11 protein-coding genes are annotated in these 21,690 nt (G+C 71.8%); 2 read left to right on the forward strand and 9 right to left on the reverse strand.

All coding sequences use genetic code 11. The features are described 5' to 3' along the window. A partial coding sequence (gene phzG, locus HMPREF1224_RS23750; RefSeq protein ID WP_010793467.1) for a phenazine biosynthesis FMN-dependent oxidase PhzG occupies nt 1-525 on the forward strand: 525 nt, incomplete at its 5' end. A 237-nt stretch (nt 526-762) separates the two neighbouring features. Continuing rightward, nucleotides 763-1,971 (forward strand): pyocyanin biosynthetic protein PhzM, encoded by a 1,209-nt coding sequence (gene phzM, locus HMPREF1224_RS23755; RefSeq protein ID WP_003142876.1) that lies wholly within the window; start codon nt 763-765, stop codon nt 1,969-1,971. A 104-nt stretch (nt 1,972-2,075) separates the two neighbouring features. Here phzM and HMPREF1224_RS23760 read toward each other — a convergent pair whose 3' ends face one another. The 9 genes from HMPREF1224_RS23760 to pchE all read right to left on the reverse strand — a co-directional run bounded on the left by HMPREF1224_RS23760 (nt 2,076) and on the right by pchE (nt 21,573). Then, entirely contained in the window at nt 2,076-3,320 is a 1,245-nt protein-coding gene (locus HMPREF1224_RS23760; protein WP_003115085.1) for an MFS transporter, read from the reverse strand. Continuing rightward, on the reverse strand, nt 3,313-4,818 hold the full coding sequence (locus HMPREF1224_RS23765) for a PepSY-associated TM helix domain-containing protein (RefSeq protein WP_010793468.1): 1,506 nt from the start codon (nt 4,816-4,818) through the stop codon (nt 3,313-3,315). The genes HMPREF1224_RS23760 and HMPREF1224_RS23765 overlap by 8 nt, the downstream gene beginning before the upstream one ends. 1 nt (nt 4,819) lies before the next feature. After that, nucleotides 4,820-5,101, reverse strand: a complete 282-nt coding sequence (locus tag HMPREF1224_RS23770; RefSeq protein ID WP_010793469.1) for a hypothetical protein — start codon at nt 5,099-5,101, stop codon at nt 4,820-4,822. After that, complete coding sequence (gene fptA, locus HMPREF1224_RS23775) at nt 5,101-7,263, reverse strand: Fe(3+)-pyochelin receptor FptA (RefSeq protein WP_003111969.1); 2,163 nt, start codon at nt 7,261-7,263, stop codon at nt 5,101-5,103. Before fptA ends, HMPREF1224_RS23770 begins: the two co-directional genes overlap by 1 nt. Before the next feature lie 91 nt (nt 7,264-7,354). Continuing rightward, nucleotides 7,355-9,079 (reverse strand): ABC transporter ATP-binding protein PchI, encoded by a 1,725-nt coding sequence (gene pchI, locus HMPREF1224_RS23780; protein ID WP_010793470.1) that lies wholly within the window; start codon nt 9,077-9,079, stop codon nt 7,355-7,357. Then, complete coding sequence (gene pchH, locus HMPREF1224_RS23785; RefSeq protein WP_010793471.1) at nt 9,076-10,788, reverse strand: ABC transporter ATP-binding protein PchH; 1,713 nt, start codon at nt 10,786-10,788, stop codon at nt 9,076-9,078. Before pchH ends, pchI begins: the two co-directional genes overlap by 4 nt. Beyond that, nucleotides 10,785-11,834 (reverse strand): pyochelin biosynthesis thiazoline reductase PchG, encoded by a 1,050-nt coding sequence (gene pchG, locus HMPREF1224_RS23790; protein WP_010793472.1) that lies wholly within the window; start codon nt 11,832-11,834, stop codon nt 10,785-10,787. Before pchG ends, pchH begins: the two co-directional genes overlap by 4 nt. Further along, nucleotides 11,831-17,260, reverse strand: coding sequence for a pyochelin non-ribosomal peptide synthetase PchF (gene pchF, locus HMPREF1224_RS23795; RefSeq protein WP_010793473.1), 5,430 nt, complete (start codon nt 17,258-17,260; stop codon nt 11,831-11,833). The genes pchG and pchF overlap by 4 nt, the downstream gene beginning before the upstream one ends. Then, nucleotides 17,257-21,573, reverse strand: a complete 4,317-nt coding sequence (gene pchE, locus HMPREF1224_RS23800; RefSeq protein ID WP_010793474.1) for a pyochelin non-ribosomal peptide synthetase PchE — start codon at nt 21,571-21,573, stop codon at nt 17,257-17,259. Before pchE ends, pchF begins: the two co-directional genes overlap by 4 nt. Nucleotides 21,574-21,690 lie beyond the last annotated feature (117 nt).

The following is a 21,690-nucleotide window of genomic DNA, read 5'->3' on the forward strand; positions in this document are numbered from 1 at the left end:
CGCCGCTACGGCGTGCGCGAGCCGCGGGCACTGGCCCTGGCCACGGTCGACGGGCAGGGCCGGCCGTCGACGCGGATCGTGGTGATCGCCGAGCTGGGCGAGCGCGGGGTGGTGTTCGCCACCCACGCCGATAGCCAGAAGGGCCGCGAACTGGCGCAGAACCCCTGGGCCTCGGGGGTGCTGTACTGGCGCGAGAGCAGCCAGCAGATCATCCTCAACGGCCGCGCCGAACGCCTGCCCGACGAGCGCGCCGACGCCCAGTGGCTGAGCCGCCCGTACCAGACCCACCCGATGTCGATCGCCTCGCGGCAGAGCGAAACCCTCGCCGACATCCACGCCCTGCGCGCCGAAGCCCGGCGCCTGGCGGAAACCGACGGCCCGCTGCCGCGCCCGCCGGGCTACTGCCTGTTCGAACTGTGCCTGGAGTCGGTGGAGTTCTGGGGCAACGGCACCGAGCGGCTGCACGAGCGCCTGCGCTACGACCGCGACGAAGGAGGCTGGAAGCACCGCTACCTGCAACCGTGACGACACCGCTGCGCCGGCGTTTCATGGCGGATAACCGCAAGCGGTTATTCGCCCTACGCGGCCTTGGAGCCCATCTAACCGCACGCGGTCATGCGTACCGCGGCCTCGGAGCCGGTTCGTAGGGCGAATGACGCCACCGGCGTTATCCGCCGCTGCGCCGACGTTTCATCGCGGTAAACGGTCATCCATCCCAGCCGAACCCCCATCGATTCGAACACTCGAGAAAAGGAAGCACCCATGAGCGAACCCATCGATATCCTCATCGCCGGCGCCGGCATCGGCGGCCTCAGTTGCGCCCTGGCCCTGCACCAGGCCGGCATCGGCAAGGTCACGCTGCTGGAAAGCAGCAGCGAGATACGCCCCCTTGGCGTCGGCATCAATATCCAGCCGGCGGCGGTCGAGGCCCTCGCCGAACTGGGTCTCGGCCCGGCGCTGGCGGCCACCGCCATCCCCACCCACGAGCTGCGCTACATCGACCAGAGCGGCGCCACGGTATGGTCCGAGCCGCGCGGGGTGGAAGCCGGCAACGCCTATCCGCAGTACTCGATCCATCGCGGCGAACTGCAGATGATCCTGCTCGCCGCGGTGCGCGAGCGCCTCGGCCAACAGGCGGTACGCACCGGTCTCGGCGTGGAGCGTATCGAGGAGCGCGACGGCCGCGTGCTGATCGGCGCCCGCGACGGACACGGCAAGCCCCAGGCGCTCGGTGCCGATGTGCTGGTCGGCGCCGACGGCATCCATTCGGCGGTCCGCGCGCACCTGCATCCCGACCAGGGGCCGCTGTCCCACGGTGGGATCACCATGTGGCGCGGCGTCACCGAGTTCGACCGCTTCCTCGACGGCAAGACCATGATCGTCGCCAACGACGAGCACTGGTCGCGCCTGGTCGCCTATCCGATCTCGGCGCGTCACGCGGCCGAAGGCAAGTCGCTGGTGAACTGGGTGTGCATGGTGCCGAGCGCCGCCGTCGGCCAGCTCGACAACGAGGCCGACTGGAACCGCGACGGGCGCCTGGAGGACGTGCTGCCGTTCTTCGCCGACTGGGACCTGGGCTGGTTCGACATCCGCGACCTGCTGACCCGCAACCAGTTGATCCTGCAGTACCCGATGGTAGACCGCGATCCGCTGCCGCACTGGGGCCGGGGACGCATCACCCTGCTCGGCGACGCCGCCCACCTGATGTATCCGATGGGCGCCAACGGCGCTTCGCAAGCAATCCTCGACGGTATCGAGCTGGCCGCCGCGCTGGCGCGCAACGCCGACGTGGCCGCAGCCCTGCGCGAATACGAAGAAGCGCGGCGGCCGACCGCCAACAAGATCATCCTGGCCAACCGAGAACGGGAAAAAGAGGAATGGGCCGCCGCTTCGCGACCGAAGACCGAGAAGAGCGCGGCGCTGGAAGCGATCACCGGCAGCTACCGCAACCAGGTGGAACGGCCACGCTAGCAACACCGGGCAGGCCACCGCGCCTGCCCTCTCCCGCCTCTCCCGTCCGCGGGAGAGGAGGCATCCGTGCGGGTGCCGGGCGCTGCGCGCCTATCGGCAGCGCCTCAGGCCTCTTCCGCCCGCCCCTTCCACTCCCCGCGCCCCTCGCCGGCCTGCAGGCGCAGGGCGAGCAACAGGGCCAGCACCGCCAGGGCGCTGCCGGTGAGGAAGCCGCCGGCATAGCCGATCTGCGCGGTGAGGCTGACCAGGAACGAAGACGCCAGCATCTCGCCGAGGTCTCGGGTGCTCTGCACCGCGGTGACATCGGTGCCGGCCTGGCCGCCCTGGCCGGCGAAGCGCATCGCCGCGGTGAGGATCGCCACCGAGGTGATGCCGGTAGCCAGCGAGCCGATCAGCACGCAGGTCCACGCCAATCCTTCGCTCAGTGCCAACCAGCGACCGGCCTGCAGATACCAGAGCAGCGCCGAACAACCGGCGAGCACCACGCCAAGGGCGAAACCGCGCCACAGGCCGATCCGCCTGACCAGCCAGGCGCCGCCGCCGCAGCCGAGGAATACCGTGACCAGGCCACCGCTCATGCCCAGCCGGCCGATGTCCTGCAAGGCCCAGCCGGCATCGCTGAGGTACAGCTTGGACAGGCCGAAGCCGGATACCGCGGTCATCGCCGACAGCAGCGCCAGCGCCAGCAGCGAAGGCGCCAGCGGCCGACGCAGGAAGCGCAGCAGGCTGGCCTTGGCGGCCGGTGCCGGGGGGAGTTCGTGGGGGTCGCCGCGCCCCAGGGCGAGCACGCAGCACAGGCTTGCCAGCGGCACGCAGGCCATGACCAGGAACGCCGTGCGCTGGCCGAAATGCCCGGCGAGGATCAGGCTGCCGGCGCCGCCGCCGAAGAAGCCGATCATCACCCCGGCGATCTGTACCGCGTTGACCTTGGCCAGCAGCTCGCCGCTGAAGTGCTCCGCCGCCATGCCGTCGGTGGCGATGTCCTGGGTCGCGCTGGCCAGCGAAGCCAGCGCCAGCAGGCCGACCGCCCAACCGGCACTGGCCACGCCGAGGCCGAGCGTCGCCAGGCCGAGCAGGCAGGCGAGGACCATGCATTGCATCGGCAGGATCCAGCTACGCCGCCGGCCGAGACGGCGCGACCAGTGATTGTCGACCCAGGGTGCCCAGAGGAACTTGACCACCCAGGGCAGCCCCACCAGGGGCAGGAAGGCCAGCGCCTGCAATGGCGCGCCATCCTGGCGCAGGAGGGTGGGCAGGGCGTCCATGGCCAGGCCGATGGGAATGCCCTGGGACAGGTAGAGCAACGCCAGGGTGATGACCAGGCGGCGGTGGCGATACAGCTCAAGCATGGTGGTCTCCGGTGACACGGGGGTGGGCGGGTGGCGCGGCGGCGCGCGCCTGCATCCAGGCGTGCCGGATGAGCAGCGCGCCGCAGAGGATCAGGGTGAGGTCGGGGCCCAGGGCCGGCAGCCGGCCGCGCATGAGCCAGGGCGCCAGGTGCGCGACGGCGGCCGCCAGGCAGGCCAGCCCGGCGACGCCGAGCAACCCGCGCGCCAGCGGCCAGTCGCCCGGCAGCAGCAACGCCGCCAGGCCAGCGGCGGCCCACAGGACAAGGAACAGCCGCCCCGGCCAGGGTCCGGCGAGTAGCTCCGAGGGCGCGAGTTGCAGCCCCAGCAGGAGCAACGCGGCCGCCGCCACCAGGCCGGCACAGAAACCCTGGCTCAGGCGCTGCAAGAGCCGTACGCGGGCGTCCGGCGCCGAGGCGCGTCGTTGCAGCCACAGGTACAGGCCGCTGGCGCAGAGCAGGCAGGCGCCGAGGCCCATCGCCAGGTGCAGGCCGCGCAACGCGGCGGACCAGCCCGGCCCGAGCCACTGGTACTGGGCGAAATGCAACGGCTGCACGGCGATGAAGGCGCGCAGCCAGAACCCGCGCTGCGCCGAGCTGCGCTCGCCGAGCAGGGCGCCGTCGGCCAGCCGATAGCGGTGCCGCTCGAAGTTCGCGGTACTCGGCAGGCCACGCTGGATACCGGCGATCTCCACGCTGCCGGCGACATCCCCGGCATGGCTGAGGCTCAAGCGCTGGGCGACGAAGCCGGGCGCCCGCACGGCATCGCCGGCAAGCAGGCGGTCGAGATCGATGCGGGACGCCAATGGCCGCCCCTCGGCGGCGGGCGGCGGCGGTCCCATCAACTCGACGAACACCCGGTTCGGTTCCTGCGGGTAGGCCACCGGCGCCAGCAGCAGGGTCCCGAGAGCGCCCAGCCCGCTGAGCGCGCCGGTGAAACCGAACAACAGCAGCCAGGGCAGTCCCCAGATGCCGATCAGGCCATGCAGGTCGAACAGCGCCAGGCGCAGCCCGCGATCCCGCCGCCAACGCCGCAGGTCGCGCCAGCGGCGGCTGTGCAGCAGCACGCCGGCCAGGCACAGCAGCAACAGCGATACGCCGAACAGGCTGACCAGCACCCGCCCGGGGAAGCCGACGAACAGGCTCTTGTGCAGGTTCAGCAGGAGGTCCAGCGCCGGCATCGGTGGCAGCACCCGGCCGCTGGCCGGGTCGAGGTCCAGCCGGCAGTCCAGGCGCGCATCGCAGACGCTGAAGGCGGCATGGCCGGGAGCGGGCAGCAGCAGGGTCGCATCGCGGATGTCGACGCCTTCCTCGCCCGCCCGTTCGAGCAGGCGCTCCAGCGCAAGGGCTTCTCCTCGCGCCTGCGCCGGGGCCCGCAGCCACTCGCGCAGGTCGTCGTGGCCAAGACTCCAGGCGCCACTGAACAGCACCACGAACAGCAACACGCCGAACAGCGCGCCGGCGCCACCGTGCAGCGAGAGCAGGAGAGGACGCGCCGCCACTTCAACCGCGCCCCGCCAGCAGCCACAACGCCAGGCCCAGTGCCAGCAGGCTACCGCCCAGGCGCCAGGCGAAGTTGCCCGGACCACGCGCCAGCAACCCGCCGACAAGCAGCAACAAGCCCACCCCGAGCGCGCCGAAGAGCCCGGCGTAGAGACGCTCGAGCGGGTCGTCCAGGGGCAGCCCGCGAGTCAACAGATAGCCGCTGGCGGTCGCCGCCGCCAGGCTGCCGGCGAGCGCCAGCGGAACCCGCCAGGCCCAGCCGAAGCCCGACTGGCGCGGCATCAGAACGCGCCCCGCAGGCTGACGTTGAAGCTGCGCGGTTCGCCGTAGCGGTTGTTCCAGTTGGGGTTGGACAGGCTCTGGTAGTAGGTCCGGTCGAACAGGTTGTTGACGTTGACCGCCGCCGTCCAGTGCTCGTCGATCTTGTAGCCCAGGCGCATGTTGACCAGTGCGTAGCCGCCCTGGCGCATGCTCACGCCGCGGTAGTCGACGCTGTAGTCGCTCTGCGCCTGGAGTCCGCCGCCGACGCTCCAGCGCCGGTCCTGCCAGGGCAGGTCGTAGTTGCTCCACAGGCGCAGCAGGTGCCTCGGGGTGAAGGTGGAGTAGCGCGTCCCCGAGTCGTTCTGGCTGTCCTTGAGGTACTCGGTGCTGGTGTAGGTGTAGCCGGCCGAGAGACTCCAGTAGGGCGTCAGGTAGCCGGTGCCTTCCAGCTCGAAGCCCTGGCTGCGCACCTTGCCGCCGCTGATGTAGAACGGATTGTTGGGCGGCCCCGGATGGTCCGGGTCTTCCTGCGGATTGTTCTCCAGGTCGATGCGGAACGCCGCCAGCGACAGGTTCAGGCGGCCGTCGGCCAGTTCGCCCTTGATCCCGGTTTCGTAGGTCTTGCCTTCCACCGGGCTCAGCGGCTCGCTGTTCCAGGTCTGGCGATCCGCCTGCGGCTGGTAGACCTCGGCGTAGCTGACATACCACGACCAGTCCCTGGCGAAGTCCCAGATCAGCCCGCCGTAGGGCGTGAACTGGCGACCGGGCTTGAAGCGGGTGGCCGGGGTGTCCTGGTCCCACCAGCTTTCGCGGCCGCCGACCACCAGGGTCAGCGGCTCGGCGAGCTTGATCCGGCCCAGGGCATAGAGGCCTTTCTGGGTGGTGGTGGTGGTGCCCGGCGAAGTGTACTGGCCGATCTGCGGGCGCGGCACACCGTGCGGGTCCCAGCGGTAGACATTGACCGGGGTGTTCGGCAGGTTGAGGAAGCGTGCGGTGTCCTGGCGGGTCTCGCCCTGGGCGTAGGTGACCCCACCGAGCAGTTCGTGGGTCAGGCCGAACAGTCGCACCGGCCCATTGAGGTTGGCGTCGAGGCTGCGCTGGATGCTCTTGAACTTGTAGGCGGCGCCCATCAGCTGGCCACCGTCGCCGGTCTGCGGGTCGATGGCGCCGAAGGAGCCGGCGTAACGCAGGCGCGAATCGGCTTCCTGGTATTCGGCGCTGACCTTGCCTTTCCAGCCGCCGCCCAGTTGCTGTTCGAGGGAGCCGAAGGCGCGGTAGGTGTCCCACTTGAAGCGGTCCCAGTCGACATCGAGGTAGGTGTCGCGGGACAGTCCGAGATTGGACCCATCCTTGGCCATCGGTACCCCGGCCATGTTGGTGATCGAGTCGATGTGCTGGTATTGCGCACCGACGGTGAGCAGGGTGTCGGGGCTCAAGTCGAACTCGGTCACCCCGTAGAGCAGGCGGGTACCCTGGTCGGCCACGTCGTAGAAGTAGTCGCGGTCCTCGTAGGCGGCCACCGCTCGGCCGCGCACGTTGCCGCTGGCGCTCAGCGGGCCGCCGACGTCGACCTCGGCGCGGTAGCGGTCCCAGCGCCCGGCGCTGAGGGTGGTGCTGGCGGCGAACTCGCGCTGCGGCCGCTTGCGCACCAGGTTGACGGTGGCCGCCGGGTTGCCGGTGCCATGCAGCAGTCCGTTGGAGCCGCGGAGGATCTCGACCCGCTCGTAGATCGCCATGTCCTGCGGCGAACTGGCGGTATTGCCGAGCAGTGCCGGCACCCCGTCCAGCTCGAAGGAGTCGACCTTGAAGCCGCGCACGTAGTAGGCGGTGGTCAGCAGCTGGAACGGCTGCACGGTGACCCCGGTGGCCTGCTGCATGGCTTCGTCGAGGCTGAACAGGTTCTGCTGTTCGAGGCGCTCATGGTCGATGACACTGGCGGACTGCGGCAGCTCGCGCGGCTTGAGCGGCACCTTGCCCAGGGTAGTCACCCCCGGCGGCTGGGTGGCAGACGTGCTTTCTCCGCTGATCACCATGTCCGGCAGTTCCGTCTCGCCGTCCTTGCGCGCGTCGGCCACGGCCGCGGCCAGCGGACTCAGCGCCAGCAGCAGCCCCAGGCACAACGGGGTGTGCCGATTGCGGGCGATGCCCTGGCGTCCCTTGATCACCTTCGTCTCCGTTTTCATCGTTCGAACAGCCTCGGGGGATATACGATTTGATAATGCTTATCATTATGAAGAAATCGTCTCCGGGGCTTTTTCGATTGCCGGTCTTTCTCTATCGATCCACGACCGTCGCGGAACTTTCCTCGCCCGCCAGCCCGACGAAACCGGCATACCAGTCGTCCCGGACGAGCAGATCGGCGTGACGTCCGCTGAGGCGCAGGCGCCCCTCCTCCAGCAGCAGTACCTGGTCGGCCTGACGCGCCAGCGCCGGGCGGTGGGTCACTACCAGCAGGGTGCGCCGGCCGCGCAACCCGAGCAGGCTGCGCAGCACCTGCGCCTCGCTGGCGGCGTCGAGGCTGGCGGTGGGCTCGTCGAGCAGCAGCAACGGCGCCGTCGAGAGCAGCCCGCGAGCCAGGCACAGGCGTTGCCGCTGGCCGCCGGACAGCAGCGCGCCGCCGGGACCGACGTCGCTGTCCCAGCCCTGCGGCCAGGCCTCGATCTCTTCCAGCAGGCCAACCGCCCGCGCCGCCTCGCGCAGCGCTTCGAGATCGGCGTCCGCTCGCGCCATGCGCAGGTTCCAGGCAACGCTGCCGCGGAACAGGCCGTTGTCCTGGAACACCAGGTTACGATTGGCGGCGAGGGTCGTTTCGCTCAACCGGCGGATATCCACGCCACCCAGCAGGACACGCCCGGCATCGACGTCGTAGAGCCGCCCGAGCAGCGCCAGCAGGCTGCTCTTGCCGGCCCCGGAGGGTCCGACGAGGACGTTCAGCGAACCCGGCTCCAGCCTCAGGGAAATGTCCTCGAGCAAGGCGCGGCCATCTTCCAGGCGCAATTCCACGGCCTCGGCCGCCAGGCTGGCGTCGTGCGGCCGCTCGCCCGGCTCGGGGCTGCGCAGCGGAGCCAGGGCGAAAACCCGCAGCAGGGTGTCCAGCGCCTGCCAAGCGCCGCGCAACGCCTGGTCGAGATGGGTGAGCTGGGCCAGCGGCTCGATGAAGCGCACCAGCAGCACCAGCACGGCCACCAGTCGCGCGCCGTCCAGCCATTGCCGCTCCACCGCCCAGGCGCCGCCGAGCAGGGCGAAGGCGAACGCCGCCTGCACCGCCAGGGCGAAGCCGAGGCCGCTGGGCAGGCTGCGCCGCAACAGTTCCAGGGTGCTGCGGTGGAGACTGCGCAAGGCCTCTTCCAGCCCCTGGCGGGCGACGCTTTCGCGCTGCGCCGCGCGCAGCAGTGGCTGGCGTTCGGCGAACGCCTGCAACTGCCGTGCGGCGTCGCGCTCGGCGGCCAGCCGGGCATCCTCCGCCGCCAGATTGCGCCGCCCGCTCCAGCGCAACAGCGCGGCGAGGAAGGCACCAGCAAGGAGCAGGCCGAGGGCGATGGACGGGTCGATCAGGAACAGCCCGAGGATCACCCCGAGCGGCGTCACCAACGCGGCGATCAGCGGCCCCAGCAGGTGCGCCGGAATGCCCATCGCCTGCATCACCGGGCCGCGCAGCAGGCCTTCGGCCGGCGCGACCCGGCGCAGCGCCGGCGGCGCCAGGCGCGGCAAGCGCGCCACCAGGCTGCGCACCAGTCCAGCCGCCAGCGAGCCGCCGGCGGCGAAACCGCGACGCAGGGCCAGGTACTGCAACAGCGCCTGCGCCAGGCTCAAGCCGAGCAACGCGGCGACCCAGCGCCAGGGCAACGCGCCTTCGGCGAACCAGGCCTCGACCAACGGCACCAGCAATACGCCGCAAGCGGCGTCCAGCAGCGCCGCCAGGACCGCCCAGGCGCTCGCCCGGCGCAACGCGGCACGGCAGTCTTCGGGCAGCGCACGCATTCGTTCGAACAGGGTCATGCCGCCACCTCCGCGCCGTTCTGTTCACGCCACAAGCGCGCATAAGCGCCGTCCGCCGCCAACAGCGCCGCGTGCTCGCCGCGTTCGACCAGACGGCCAGCGACCAGCACCAGGATCAGGTCGGCATCGCTGACTTCGGCCAGACGATGGGCGACGATCACCCGGGTCCGGCCGCCGCCACGCTCGCGCAGGTTGCGCAGGACCTGCCGGGCGGTCTGCGGATCCAGCGCCGAGGTTGGCTCGTCGAGCAGCAACAGGCGCGCCGGCGATAGCAGCGCACGGGCCAGGGCCAGTCGTTGCAGTTCGCCGCCGGACAGTTGCAGGTCGCGTCCCGGCACGCTGTCGTAGCCACGCGGCAGGGCCATGATGCGCTCGTCGAGGCAGGCGTCACGGGCCGCCTGGCGAATCTCCTGGAGATCGGCATCGGGGCGGAACAGGGCGATGTTGTCGGCCAGGGATATCTCCAGCGCCGCCGCCTGCTGGCCGACCAGCGCGATATGCCGGTGGCGCACGGCATCGGGCATGTCCTTCAGTGCCAGGCCGCCAATCTCCAGTTCGCCGCGCTGCGCGTCCATGTAGCGCGCCAGCAGGTGCAGCAGGGTGCTCTTGCCGGAGCCCGAGGGACCGACCAGGGCCACCAGGCTGCCATCCTCCAGCTCCAGATCGATATCGGCCAGGACCTCCACGCCTTCATAGGCATGGCCCAGGCCGTGCAGCGCCACCGCGCCATCGACCGGCTCGCGGGTCGAGCGGCCCTCGACCAGCGGCGCCTGGTCGAACACCTGCTGCAGGCGCTCGGCGGCGGCGCGCGCGCCCAGCAGCGCGTCGCCGCCGTGGCCGAGCGCCTGCACCGGGGCGGCCAGGGCCCGCAGCAGGAGCAGGAAGGCACAGGCCTGGCCGAGCGCCAGCGGCACGCCGAGGGCATCCAGGGCCAGCGCGCCGAGCAGGACCCAGGCCAGCAGCCAGGGCGTCGACAACTGCACGTAGACCAGCGCGGCGAGGTGGCCGACCCGCTTCACCCAGGCGCCGAACGCTTCGCCGAAGGCCGCCGCCGACGCCTCGGCGCCCTGTTGTATGCCGGCGCCGGGGTACTGTCGGGCCAGCAGCAGGTTGTGGGCGAATTCGCCATAGTCCGCCGAGAGCCTTTCCAGCGCGGCGTTGCGCCGCAGCACCAGGTCGCGATAGCGCGCCGAGCGCAGCAGCAGGAAGCCGGCGGCGGCCAGCACCAGCGGCAGCAGGCAGAACAGCAGCAGCCAGGGGTGCAGCCAGGCCAGCCAGAGCAACGCGACGAGCGGCACCACCAACAGGTTGCTGAGATCGTTGGGAGCGTGCGCGATCAGTTGGTGCAGGGCCCGCACGTCCTGCTCCACGAGGCGCGCCACGCCGTCCGGGCCCTGGCGACCGAACCAGTCCAGCGGCAGCCGTTGCAGGTGCGCCAGCAGGCGCAGGCGCAGGTCGTTGCAGAGGTCCGCGTCGACCCGGTGGGCCAGGTGCGCGGCCAGCGCCTGGCAGCCCAGCCAGGCCAGCACCGCCAGCAGCACCAGGGCCAGCAGGGCCGGCTGCGCCTGGCCGCGCGCCAGCGGCTCGGCGAGCCAGGCGAGAAGCATCCAGGGCAACAGCGAGCAGAGCCCGGCCAGGGCCTGCAACCCCATGGCCGCCGCCAGCCGCCAGCGATAGGTGCGCAGCAGGCGCCACAGCACCGGGGTCACGAGGCTTGCTCCAGCACCTGTTCCAGGCTCGCCGGCGCCAGCGACGCCGGCGGCGCCTCAGGGAAGCCAAGGCACTCGCCGATCCGCTGCCACAGGGCGGCGACCTCCAGGCTGCGTTGGTTGCGCCGACGCACCTCGTCGCCGTCGGCGAGCAGCGCCAGCGCCTCGGCCGCCGCCGCCGGCCACAGGCGCTGGTGCACCTGGGCCCAGCTGCACGGTTCGGCATACCAGAGCTGGGCGCTGGGCAGCGGTTCGCCGGCTATCTCGTCGAACAGCGCGAACAGGCCGTCGTCATCCTCTGCCGGTACCGCCACCGCAGGCGTCCACAACAACGGGCCATGGGGGCTGAGCAGGCTCAGCGTGCCGCGATCGGTGGTCAGGCTGACGCGCTGCAACAAGGTCATGCGCCCGTCGTCGGCGGCCGCCAGTTCGTTGAGCACGAGCAGGCTCAACGGCACTTCCGCCAACACCAGGGACAGCCCGCGCATCGCCGACAGGTCGTTCGAGGGCGACTCCAGCGACCAGGGGCCAACGCCCTCCAGCAACGCGGCGAGGATGTCCAGGGTGGCGAAACCGACCTGCACCCCGCAGGCCGCGTCCAGGTGGCGGATGCCGCGCCGGCGATGCAACTGGCGGCCCAGCTCGATGAAACGCGCCACCGCCGGCAACTGCGGATAGAAGGTGTTGAGCAGGCAGCGCCGGCCCAGGCGCTCGGCGCTGCGCAGCAGGTCCTGCCATTCGCGCGGCAGCAACGGATGCTCGATCAGCACGTCGATGCCACGCGCCATCAGCGCCTCGGCCAGCGCCGGGCCCTGCTCGCCGCGTGCCGCGCCGCCGACCGCGACGCAGGCCAGGCGGACATCGTCCGGCAACGCCTCGACCTCGCACCAGGTCTCCACCCCGAGGCGCTCGGCCAACGCCCGCGAACGCCGGCTGCCCTGGCCAAGGATGCCGCGCAGGACGAAGCGCCGATCGGCGGCGACGCCGGCGGCATAGAACTGGCCGAACCGGGAACCGGCGACCACCACGGAACGGACGTCGCTCATCGGCTCGCCTCCTCTGGCATGGGTTTCGACAGGGATTGCGCCAGGGCTTCGCCCAGGCAGTCGAAGTGCCCGCCGGGCACCTCGTGGATGCCGCACGCGCCGAGCGCGGCGGCCCGCCATTGGGTCTCCAGGGCCTCGGCGTAGCGCGGCACCAATGGGTTGCCGGCGTCCGGCACGAACAGCCGCAGCGCGCCGACGTAGGGCTCCGGCGCCTCGGCCTGGCTGGCACGCACCGAGTGACAGAACAGCCGGTAGAGGGTGTCGCGTTCGACGCTGGCGGCGTCGGCGCTACCGCTGGCCGCCTGTAGCACGCGGCCGCGCAGGGCGACGAGATCGGCCAGGCCCGGTAGCCCCGCCAGCGCCTCGGCGCCCAGGCGCTTCGGTGTCTGCGCGAGCGCCGCCTGCACCGCCTGGCCGAGACGTTCCGGCGCGGGGAAGCCGAGCGCCGCGGTATCCAGGCCGAGGGTCGCGGCGAAGCTGAACAACAGCAGGCGCTCGTCGTCCACCCGGTAGGGAATCCGGTAGCTGGAGACGATATCCAGTTGGCGCACGCGCACCCCGCGCTGGATCAGGGACTTGGCGGTCTCCAGGGCGACCAGCCCGCCGGAGCAGTAGCCGAGCAGGTCGACCTCGCGCAGCCCGGCGCCATGGAGCGCCTCGGCGTAGCGGCGGCCGAGGCAGGCGTTGAGATGCTCGGCGGGGATCGCCAGGTAGGCGTCGCTGTCATGCACGGCCAGCCCCAGCAACGGCCGCCCCTCACCCAGGGCGCGAAGCAGCGGGCGGTACGGCAGCAGCGTGCCGAGGCCTTCGTGGACCAGCACCCGCGGCACGCCCTCGCCGGGCACCAGGCGCACCAGCGGGTCGAGCGCCACCGCGCCCTCGGCGAGCGGTGCGCGCGACATGCCGGCCTGCGCCGGGGCGACGCCGCGCGCCGCGGCCAGGGCTGGCCCACGGCCCTCTTCCGGCGCGCTGCGCAGGCGTTCGGCCAGGCCGCGCGGCGTCGGCTGGCTGAGCGCCCAGCGTAGCAGGCGATCGAACGGATGCCGGCGGGCGCTTTCCAGTCGTTCGCGCAAACGGGCGATCAACTGGGCGATCAACAGCGAGTCGCCGCCAGCCCCGAAGAAGTCTTGCTCGACGCCCAGCGACGGGTTGTCCAGCACCTCCCGCCAGAGTGCCAGCAGCGCATTCTCCAGTTCGTCGGCCGGTGCCTGCGCGACGCCATGCCGAAGGTCCGCCTGGGGCTGGCGGGCAAAGCCGGTCAGGGCCTTGCGGTCGATCTTGCCGTTGCCGGTGACCGGCAGGCGTTCGAGCACGCGCAACTGCGCCGGGAGCATGTAGCGCGGCACCCGCGCTTCGACGAAGGCCAGCAGCTCGGCCGGCTCCAGGCGGGCGCGGTCGGTCTTGCAGCGAGCCAGCAGGACATCGTAGCCAAGCAGGTCGAGAGCGCTGCCCGGCGGCACCACCCCACAAGCCAGGTCGCCACCCTGTGCCGCCAGCCACTCCAGCCATTGCCCGGTGTGGACGAACAGTTGGCGACGCTCGTCGCGGAGGTCGCGCGGGTTCTCCATCATCAGGCTCTGGCTGACGCTGATCTCGTTGTGCTCGCGCGTCAGTTCCTGGATCACCAGCCAGGCGTCGGCGCTCAGCAACTCGCGCAGGCCGGCCAGCAGCGCCGGGGTGTCCAGCGCGTTGTTCAAGGCCCCGGAGCTGAGCAGGATATCCACCGAGTGCGGCGCCACGCCCTGGTCGAGAAGATCGCCGTTCATGTCGAAGCGGCCGAAGCGTACCCACGGCTGGTCGGCGAAGCGCTCGCGGGCGGCGGCGAGGAAGTAGCTGGAAACGTCGGTGAACAGGTAGTCCACCTCCGCCCCTCGCTGCACCAGCGGCGCCAACCGGGCGATCACCGCACGGCTGGCGGCGGCGGTGCCGGCGCCAAGCTCCAGCAGGCGCCAGCGCCGTTGCGGCTGGCGCTCGACGATGGCGGCGATGGCCTCGGCCATGGCCTCGTGCAGCGCCTGGGCATGCAGGCCCTGGCTGTACATGGCCTCGGCGATGCGCGCCGAGCCCTGCGGGAACATCAGCGCCGCCGGGCTGATCCGCCCGGCCAGTTGCTCGCCGAGGGATTGCGCGCTGTCACGCAGGTAGGCGACCAGCTCGGCCGGCCAGAGCGCCGCCGGCGCGCAGCCGGCGAACGCCGTCCAGGCGTCCTCCGGACTCTGCGCGGGACGCTCGGCGCAGCCCAGCCAGCCCTCGCCCTCGGCGCGCAGGTAGCCGCCCTCCTCCAGTTGGCGCAACCAGTGGCGCAGCAGGCGCTGGCGCGCCTCGGCGATACCCAGGCGCTGGCACAGGGTGGCGAAGTCCAGCGGCGTCGCACTGGCGAACAGACCGCTGCCGGCCAGCCAGGCGGCCAACGAGGCGAGGCAGGCACGGTCGAGTGCGGCCACCGCCGCGGCGATGCCCTCCTCGCTGCCCCAGTCGCGGCGCAAGGCCTGGGCCGCCCGCTGGCGCACCGCGTCGAGCGCCGTACGCGGATCCTCGCCAGCCTCCACCGGCGCATGCAGGGTGACGAAGCTGGCCAGGCTGCGCTCGTGGGTCTCGCCGAGCACCACGGTGGCCGCCAGGTTGACCTGCGGATGAGCGCACAGCGCGGCGTCCAGTTCGGCCAGTTCGATGCGGTGGCCGCGAATCTTCACCTGGTCGTCCTCGCGGCCGAGGAACTCGATGCTGCCGTCGGCCAGGTAGCGGCCGAGGTCGCCGGTGCGATACAGGCGACGGCCATCGGGGTGACGGACGAAGCGTTCGGCGGTGCGCTGCGGATCGCCGGCGTAGCCGAGCGCCAGGCCAACCCCGCCGATATGGATCTCGCCGCGCACGCCCGGCGGGCAGCGCCGCCCGCGGGCATCCAGGACTTCCACGCTCTGCCCACGCAGGGCACGGCCATAAGGGATGCTGGCCAGCTCGGTGTGCTGCGGGCGGATCGGCTGCTCGATCGACCAGATCGCCGCCTCGGTGGCGCCGCCCAGGCTGAACAGCGCGCTGTCCGGCCAGCGCCGCCACCAGCGGGTCGGCAGGCTGACCGGAATCCAGTCACCGGACCAGAGCACGCAGCGCGGTCCCGGCAGGTGGCGTTGCGGCTCGCTCTCCAGGTAATCGATGAGCATCTGGCCCTGGGCCGGCACCGAGTTCCACAGGGTGATGGCGTGGCGTTCCAGCAGTTCCGCCCAATGCGAAGGATCGCTGCCGCGCGCCGGGTCCGGCAGGACCACCTGGGCCCCCATCGCGGTGGCGCCGAAGAAGTCGTAGACCGAGAGGTCGAAGCTCAGCTCGGCGAGGCCGAGGACGCGGTCGTTGGCGTCGACGCCGTAGCGCTGGTTGATGTCGAGCAGCGTGTTGCTCACCGCTGCATGGCTGAGCATCACGCCCTTGGGCGTGCCGGTGGAGCCGGAGGTGTAGATCACGTAGGCGAGGTCGTCCGCCGCCACCTCCGCCGCGGGCGGTGGCGGCCAGTCGCTGTCGGCGGCCAGCCGGTCGATGGCCACGCAGGCGCAGCCGGCGTCCGGGACATCGCTTTCCAGGCAGACCAGCGCGACCACTTCGGCGCTGGCGAGGATCGCCTGGCGCCGCAGCGGAGGCTGGCGGATGTCTACCGGCACATAGGCGGCGCCGGCCTGGAGGATGCCGATCACCGCGACCAATTGCGCGGCGCTTTTCGGCAGCATCACCGCGACCCGCCGGCCACGGCCCGCGCCGTGCGCTTCCAGGACGCGGCGCAGGGCGCTGGCGTGCTGGGCGACCTGGCGGTAGCTGTAGCTGCCGGCGGCATCGTGGATCGCCGTGGCGTCGGGGGTCAGCAGGGCACGCTCGGCGAAACCGGCGGCGATGCTCCGGGCACTACCGGGCAACGCCTGCGGCGGCGCCTCGACGGGTTCCGTGGCATCGCCGTCGGTCCAGGCGCGCGGGCTCTGCGCCAGGCGCCGGAGCAGCCCGACGAAGTCGTCGAACATGGCTTCCGCCTGGCCCTCGGGGAACAACCCGAGGCGTACGTCCCAGCCGATCTCCAGGCCGCCGAACTGGTCGGTGACCTGGCAGTCCAGCCAGACCTGCGGGGTCTGGCTGATCATGTAGCGTGGCGCGCGCGGCGCCTCGCCATCGCCGAGCAGGCGCTGCACGCTGCCGATGCCACTGGTGAACACCACCGGCATCAGATCGGCGCCGCGACCACGCCGGCGCGCCAGTTCGCGCAGCAGGTCGACGCCGCTGAAGGTCGGGTGGTCGAGGTCGTCGAACATCTGCTCGCCGATGCGTCGGGCACGCTCGACGAAACTGTCGCCGTGGCGGCTGTCCACTGCCAGCAGGCTGAGCGCGGTGAAGTCACCGAGCACCTGCGCCAGCTGCGGATGCAGCGGCGGCCGGTTGAGTACCGTCAGGTTGAGACAGAACGCCGGTGCCTGGCTCCAGCGACCGATGGTCTCGGCGAAGGCCGCCAGGGCCACGCCGGCAGCGCTCAGGCCGTGTTCGCCGGCGCGCGCGCCGAGCGCCTGCCAGGCGGCCTCGTCGAGGCGCGCGTGGAAGTGCCGGAAGCGCGTGGACCGGGTGTCCGGCTGCACCCGCAGCGGCAGGTCGGGACGCCCCGGTAGCGCGTCGAGACGCGCCAGCCACCAGTCGCGGTCGCGCTGCCAGGCTGGCGACTGGCGTCGGCGCTGCTCGACGCCGACATAGTCGCGGAAGGTCGCCTCCAGCGGTTCCGCCGTCCATTGCGGATCGAGATAGCGGCGGCGCCATTCGCCAAGCAGCAATTGCAGGCTGGCGTAGTCGACCAGGGTGAAATCCACCGAGCAGTGCAGTACGCAGGCATCCCGGCCGATACTCAGCTCGGGGCGCAGGACCGGCCACTGGTCGAGCGCCGCGCAGGCGTGGTCGAGGCGTTCGCGGACCCGCTCCAGGTGCGCCTGGAAAGCGGCCTCGTCGAGCCCCGCGCAGGCATGTACGGTCAGCCGCTGCCAGGGCACCTCGGGCAGCACGCGCTGCCAGGCGTTGTCCTCGATCACCGCGCGCAGCATCGGGTGGCGCTCGACCATGGCGTTCCAGGCCGCCTCCAGGCGCGCCGGATCGGTGTCGGCCGGCCAGTCGTACTCGGCGTACAGCTGGCAGGCGTTACCGCCGTAGTCGAAGGCCGCCTGGCGGCCCAGCACGTAGGCGGCCTGCACCGGGGTCAGCGGGAAGCGCTGGTGGGCCAGGTCGGGTTCGGCGCGCCAGCCAGGGCCGCCCTCCAGGTGTTCCAGCAGAGCCTCGCGCTCGGCCCGCAGGCGCTCGGCGAGGCCGGCGTCGAGGGCGCCCTGGGGGGCGCGATAGCGCAGGCGGCCCGCCTCGCTCCAGAGTTCGATGCGCCGGCTGCGGCAGGTTTCCAGCAGTTCGCCGAGGCTCATAGCACGCCCTCTTCCAGTTGGGTTTCCTCGATTTCGACGGTCTGCGCCTGCAAGTGGCGGGCAAGACCGGCCAGGGTCGGCTGGCGATAGAAGTCGGCCATGCCCAGGCGTACGCCGAAACGCTCACGTATGCCGGCCAGCAGGCGGGTCGCCAGCAGGCTGTCGCCGCCGAGGCTGAAGAAGCTCGCCTCGCGACGACGCACCGGGCGTTTGAGGACCGCTTCCCAGCACTCGGCCAGCGCCTGCTCATGGGCTTCCAGCGGCTCCTCCGCCGAGGGCTCGTGACGACACTCGCCGAGTGCGCGGGTCATGCTCTCGGCCAGGCGGCGACGATCGACCTTGCCATTGCCGTTCAACGGCAGGCTTGGCAGGCACCACAGGCGTTCGGGCCGCATCGCCTGGGGCAGGCGTTGCTCCAGACCGGCCTGGAGCGCGGCGGCGTCGAGCCCGAGCCCCGGCGCCAGCGCCTCGACCAGGGCGATCCGTTCGCTGCGCCACAGGCAACGCGGCGCCAGTCCCGCAGCGGCGAGATCGGCCAACAGGCTCGGCAGCTCCGCCAGGCGCAGCGGCCGGTCGTCGAGCAAGGCCGCACCGAGCAGCGCCAGTGGCGACTCGCATAGCAGGTCCACCAGCAACAAGCGGCCCTGCGGGCGCAGCAGCGCCGCCGCCAGCGCCAGGCCTTCGCGGCTGGCCGCGTAGGTGTGCAGCGCGGCGAAGCTGATCACCCGGTCGTAGCGACCGAGGTGCTCGGCAGGTAGCAGGCCGTCATCCAGCGCCTGCACCGCGATCCGTTCCGGCAAGCGGGTGGCGGCGGCGTCGAGGAGGACGCGGCTGCGTTCGAAGAGGGTCAGTTCCAGCCCCGGGCGCAACAGCGAGGCCATGCCCTGGTCGAGCCAGAGCCCGGCGCGGGTATCCAACACCGCCACCCGCAGGCGTTCGCCGGCAGCCGGCGTCGGCAGCGCTTCGAGCAGGCGCGCCAGGGCCTCGCGGCCGTCCGGCAGGCGCGCGGCCACCGCCTGCGGCGCCAGCCAGGGATCGAGGAGCAGCGCGGCCGGCGCCTGTTCGCCGGCGAGCAGGCCGCGCAGAGCGTTGCCCATCGCGGTCAGCCCCGCGGCCTGCCAGCCGAGCCGGCGCAACGCCTCGTCGAGCGACGGCAGCGCGCTGGCGGCGGAGTCCGCTAGCCAGTCCAGCCAGCGCCGGCGCAAACCGTCGTCTAGCTCCAGCGGCGCCTCCAGCAGCGCGCCGAGGATTTCCCGGGTGAGTACCGCCTCGGCCTCTGCCAGGCCGGCGAAGGGCTGTGCGGCCGGTAGTTCCATGGAGCCTTCGGCCCGTGGCGCCAGGCGCGGTACCAGCACCGCGCCGAGGCTCGCCACGCCACCGCCGAGCACCGCCGCGCAGGCGCTCTCCACGCCAGCCTGGGCGCACAGCGCGGCCTCCACCTCGCCCAACTCGATGCGCTGGCCGCGCACTTTCACCTGCTGGTCGACCCGACCGAGGAATTCCAGGGTACCGTCGCCCCAGTAGCGACCGCGATCGCCGGTGCGATACCAGCGGCCCTGGGCATCGTGGACGAAGCGCCGGGCGCTGAGTTCGGGATCGTTGCGATAGCCGCGGGCCAGGCTGGCGCCGCCGATCCACAGCTCGCCGACCACCAGGTCCGGCACGTCGCGCCCGTGGGTGTCGACCACCCGGTAGGCCTGTCCCGGCAATGGCCGGCCGTAGGGAATCGAACGCCAGTGCGGCGGCACCGTATCGACGCTCTGCAGGTTCGACCAGATGCCCGCTTCGGTAGCGCCACCCAGCACATGCAGGCGGCAGCCTTCGGCACAACGTGGGCGCAGGCGGCCGGGCAGGTCCAGGGCCACCCAGTCGCCGGACAGCAGCACCGCCCGCAGACTGCGATAGTCGGCCTGGCTCGCCGGCAGGCTGAGGGCCATCTCCAGCAAGGCCGGCGCCGAGTTCCACAGGCTCACCGCATGCCGCTGGATAGCCTCCGCCCAGGCAGCGGCATCGCGCGCCTGTTCCTGGGCCGGCAGGACCAGGCTGGCACCGGCGCCGAGGCCGCCGAACAGGTCGAAGACCGACAGATCGAAGTCCAGCGCGGAGACCGCCAGCAAGCGATCCGATGCGTTCACCCGCAGCAGGTCGAGCAGCGCGTCGATGGTATTGATCGCCGCCGCGTGGCTGACCTCGACGCCCTTGGGCACCCCGGTGGAGCCCGAGGTGTAGATCACATAGGCACTCGCCTGCGGCGCCAGCGGCACGGGGGCGGCCAGCGCCGGGCCGCGCAGCAGGCGCTGGACATCCAGGCGCGGCGGCAAGGCCTGCGGATCGTCCTCCTCGGTGATCGCCAGGCATACCCCGGCGGCCTCTTCGATCAGGCGCCGCCGTGCGGGCGGCTGGTCGATGTCCAGCGGCACGTAGCAGGCGCCTGCGGCGAGCACGCCGAATACCGCCGCGACCTGCTGCGGTCCGCGCGGCAGGCTGACCTCGACCGCGTCGCCAGGGCGCACCCCGGCTTCGCGCAGGCCGCCGGCGATGCGCAGCGCACGCTCGGCCAGTTCGCCGCGGGTGACACGTTGGTCGCGATAGAGCAGCGCGTCGGCATCCGGCGCCTCGGCGGCGCGAAGGAAGAAGTCGCGATGCAGGGTGCGCGCCGTGGCGCATGCCGGCTGGCCGTTGAGCAGGGCCCGGCGCGCCTGCTGCGCCCAGGGCAACGGCAGATCGGCGGGCTGCTCCCAGGCGCTGTCGCAGAGACGCTGGAGCAGCCCCACGTAGGCTTCGAACATGGTTTCCGGCAGGCCTTCGGGGAACAGGCCGACGACGCTGTCCCAGGCCAGCAGGATACCGTCGCCCACCCGGTAGAGCTGGTGGTCGAGCCAGACCTGCGGGGTCTGCGAGAGCATGTCGTGGAGATCGCCGAAAGCGTCGCGGAAGGCCGCCGGGACGAAGCCCTCCTCGCCCAGGTTGCTGGCGAACACCACCGGCGCCGAGCGTGGCTGGCCCTGCCGGCGCGCCTCGCGGAGCACCTCCAGGGCGGGGAATGCGGCGTGGTCGATGGCTCCGTGGAGGTTGCGCTGGAAGCTCTTCACCGCCTCGGCGAAGGACACCCCGGCCTGCATCCGGCACTCCAGCAGCAACAGGGTGGTGAAGTCGGCGATCACCTCGCCGATACGCGGGTCGTCGGCATGCCGATCGAACAACGGCACGTTGAGGAGAAATTCCGCGCTTTCGCTCCAGCGCGCCAGGACCAGCGCGAAGGCGCAGCCGAACACGCTGGACAAGGTCACGCCATGCTGCGCGGCAAGACGCTCCAGGCGCCGGCTCTCGCCGGCGGAAAGCTGGAATGCCAGGCGCCGGGTGCGCGGCTGGCGGATGCTTTCCGGCGCGCAGGCCAACGGCAGGGCCGGCGCGTCCGGCAAGCGCGGCAGGCGTTCCAGCCAGTAGTCGCGGGCCCGCGCCGCGGCCTCGGCGCGTTGCGCCGCACGGTGCGCCAGGTAGTCGGCGAAATGCAGCGCCGGCGGCTCCGCCAGGCGCTCCGGCGCCAGGTAGGCAACGCCCAGTTCGGCCAGCAGCAGGCGCAGGCTTTCGACATCGGCGGCAAGCAGGTCGAGACTCAGCCAGAGGCGATCCTCGCCGCCCGGCATGCGCACCAGCCCGAGCAGGAACACCTGGCCGCGCTCCACCGCCAGGCATTCATGGGCGCGCCAGTCGCGCAGCGCCTGCCAGTCGCGCTCGGCCTCGTCCACCTGCAAGGTGCGCCAGTCCTGCAGGTCGAAGCAGGGCAGCGGCGGCGTCGGAAGGATCTGCTGGCGACCGTCGAAGAAGCGCGCCCGCAGCATCGGGTGGCGTTGACGCACGCACTCCGCCGCCGCGGCCAGGCGCTGCGGGTCGACATCCCGCGTGCGGAATTCCAGGAAGGCATGGCAGCTGACGTTGCCCAGCACCTCGCCGGCGCCACGTCCCAGCCAGTAGGCCTGCTGCACGGAAGACAGCTCGAACGGCTGGTCGCGAGCCTGCGCCGTCGGCAGCGCGACCGTTGCCGGGGCGGACAGCCGGTCCGCGCAGGCCAGCAGGTCGAGCCAGGCCCCCAGGCAGGGGCGCTGCGCCAACTGGGCGAAGTCCAGCGTCGAGCCACGCGCGCGCAGGCGTTCCTGCAGGTACATCAGGCGGATCGAGTCGAGGCCGCAGCCCAGCAGGTCGTCGTCGTCCGCCAGGGCGCGCACGTCAGCAAGCGGTTCGCCGAGCAGGTCGGCGAGCTGCTCGGTCAGCCAGTCGCGCAGGGCGGTACGGGAATCGGGGGGCAGATCCATGGGGGCTCCCTAGGGCAAGCATCTGAGGTCGGTTGCCAGTTCCTGGCAACGATTATCAAATGCGACCTTATCTCACTTGCCTGGGAGGCCTGGCCGGCAATGCTTTAGACAGCCGGA

Origin of the sequence: Pseudomonas sp. P179 (assembly GCF_000478485.2) — a bacterium.
Taxonomy (GTDB): domain Bacteria; phylum Pseudomonadota; class Gammaproteobacteria; order Pseudomonadales; family Pseudomonadaceae; genus Pseudomonas; species Pseudomonas aeruginosa.

Coding starts and splice junctions, on each gene's coding strand:
- phzM (WP_003142876.1), top strand. CDS start 763: ATGAGCGAACCCATCGATATCCTCATCGCCGGCGCCGGCATCGGCGGC.
- HMPREF1224_RS23760 (WP_003115085.1), bottom strand. CDS start 3,320: ATGCTTGAGCTGTATCGCCACCGCCGCCTGGTCATCACCCTGGCGTTG.
- HMPREF1224_RS23770 (WP_010793469.1), bottom strand. CDS start 5,101: ATGCCGCGCCAGTCGGGCTTCGGCTGGGCCTGGCGGGTTCCGCTGGCG.
- fptA (WP_003111969.1), bottom strand. CDS start 7,263: ATGAAAACGGAGACGAAGGTGATCAAGGGACGCCAGGGCATCGCCCGC.
- pchI (WP_010793470.1), bottom strand. CDS start 9,079: ATGACCCTGTTCGAACGAATGCGTGCGCTGCCCGAAGACTGCCGTGCC.
- pchG (WP_010793472.1), bottom strand. CDS start 11,834: ATGAGCGACGTCCGTTCCGTGGTGGTCGCCGGTTCCCGGTTCGGCCAG.
- pchF (WP_010793473.1), bottom strand. CDS start 17,260: ATGAGCCTCGGCGAACTGCTGGAAACCTGCCGCAGCCGGCGCATCGAA.
- pchE (WP_010793474.1), bottom strand. CDS start 21,573: ATGGATCTGCCCCCCGATTCCCGTACCGCCCTGCGCGACTGGCTGACC.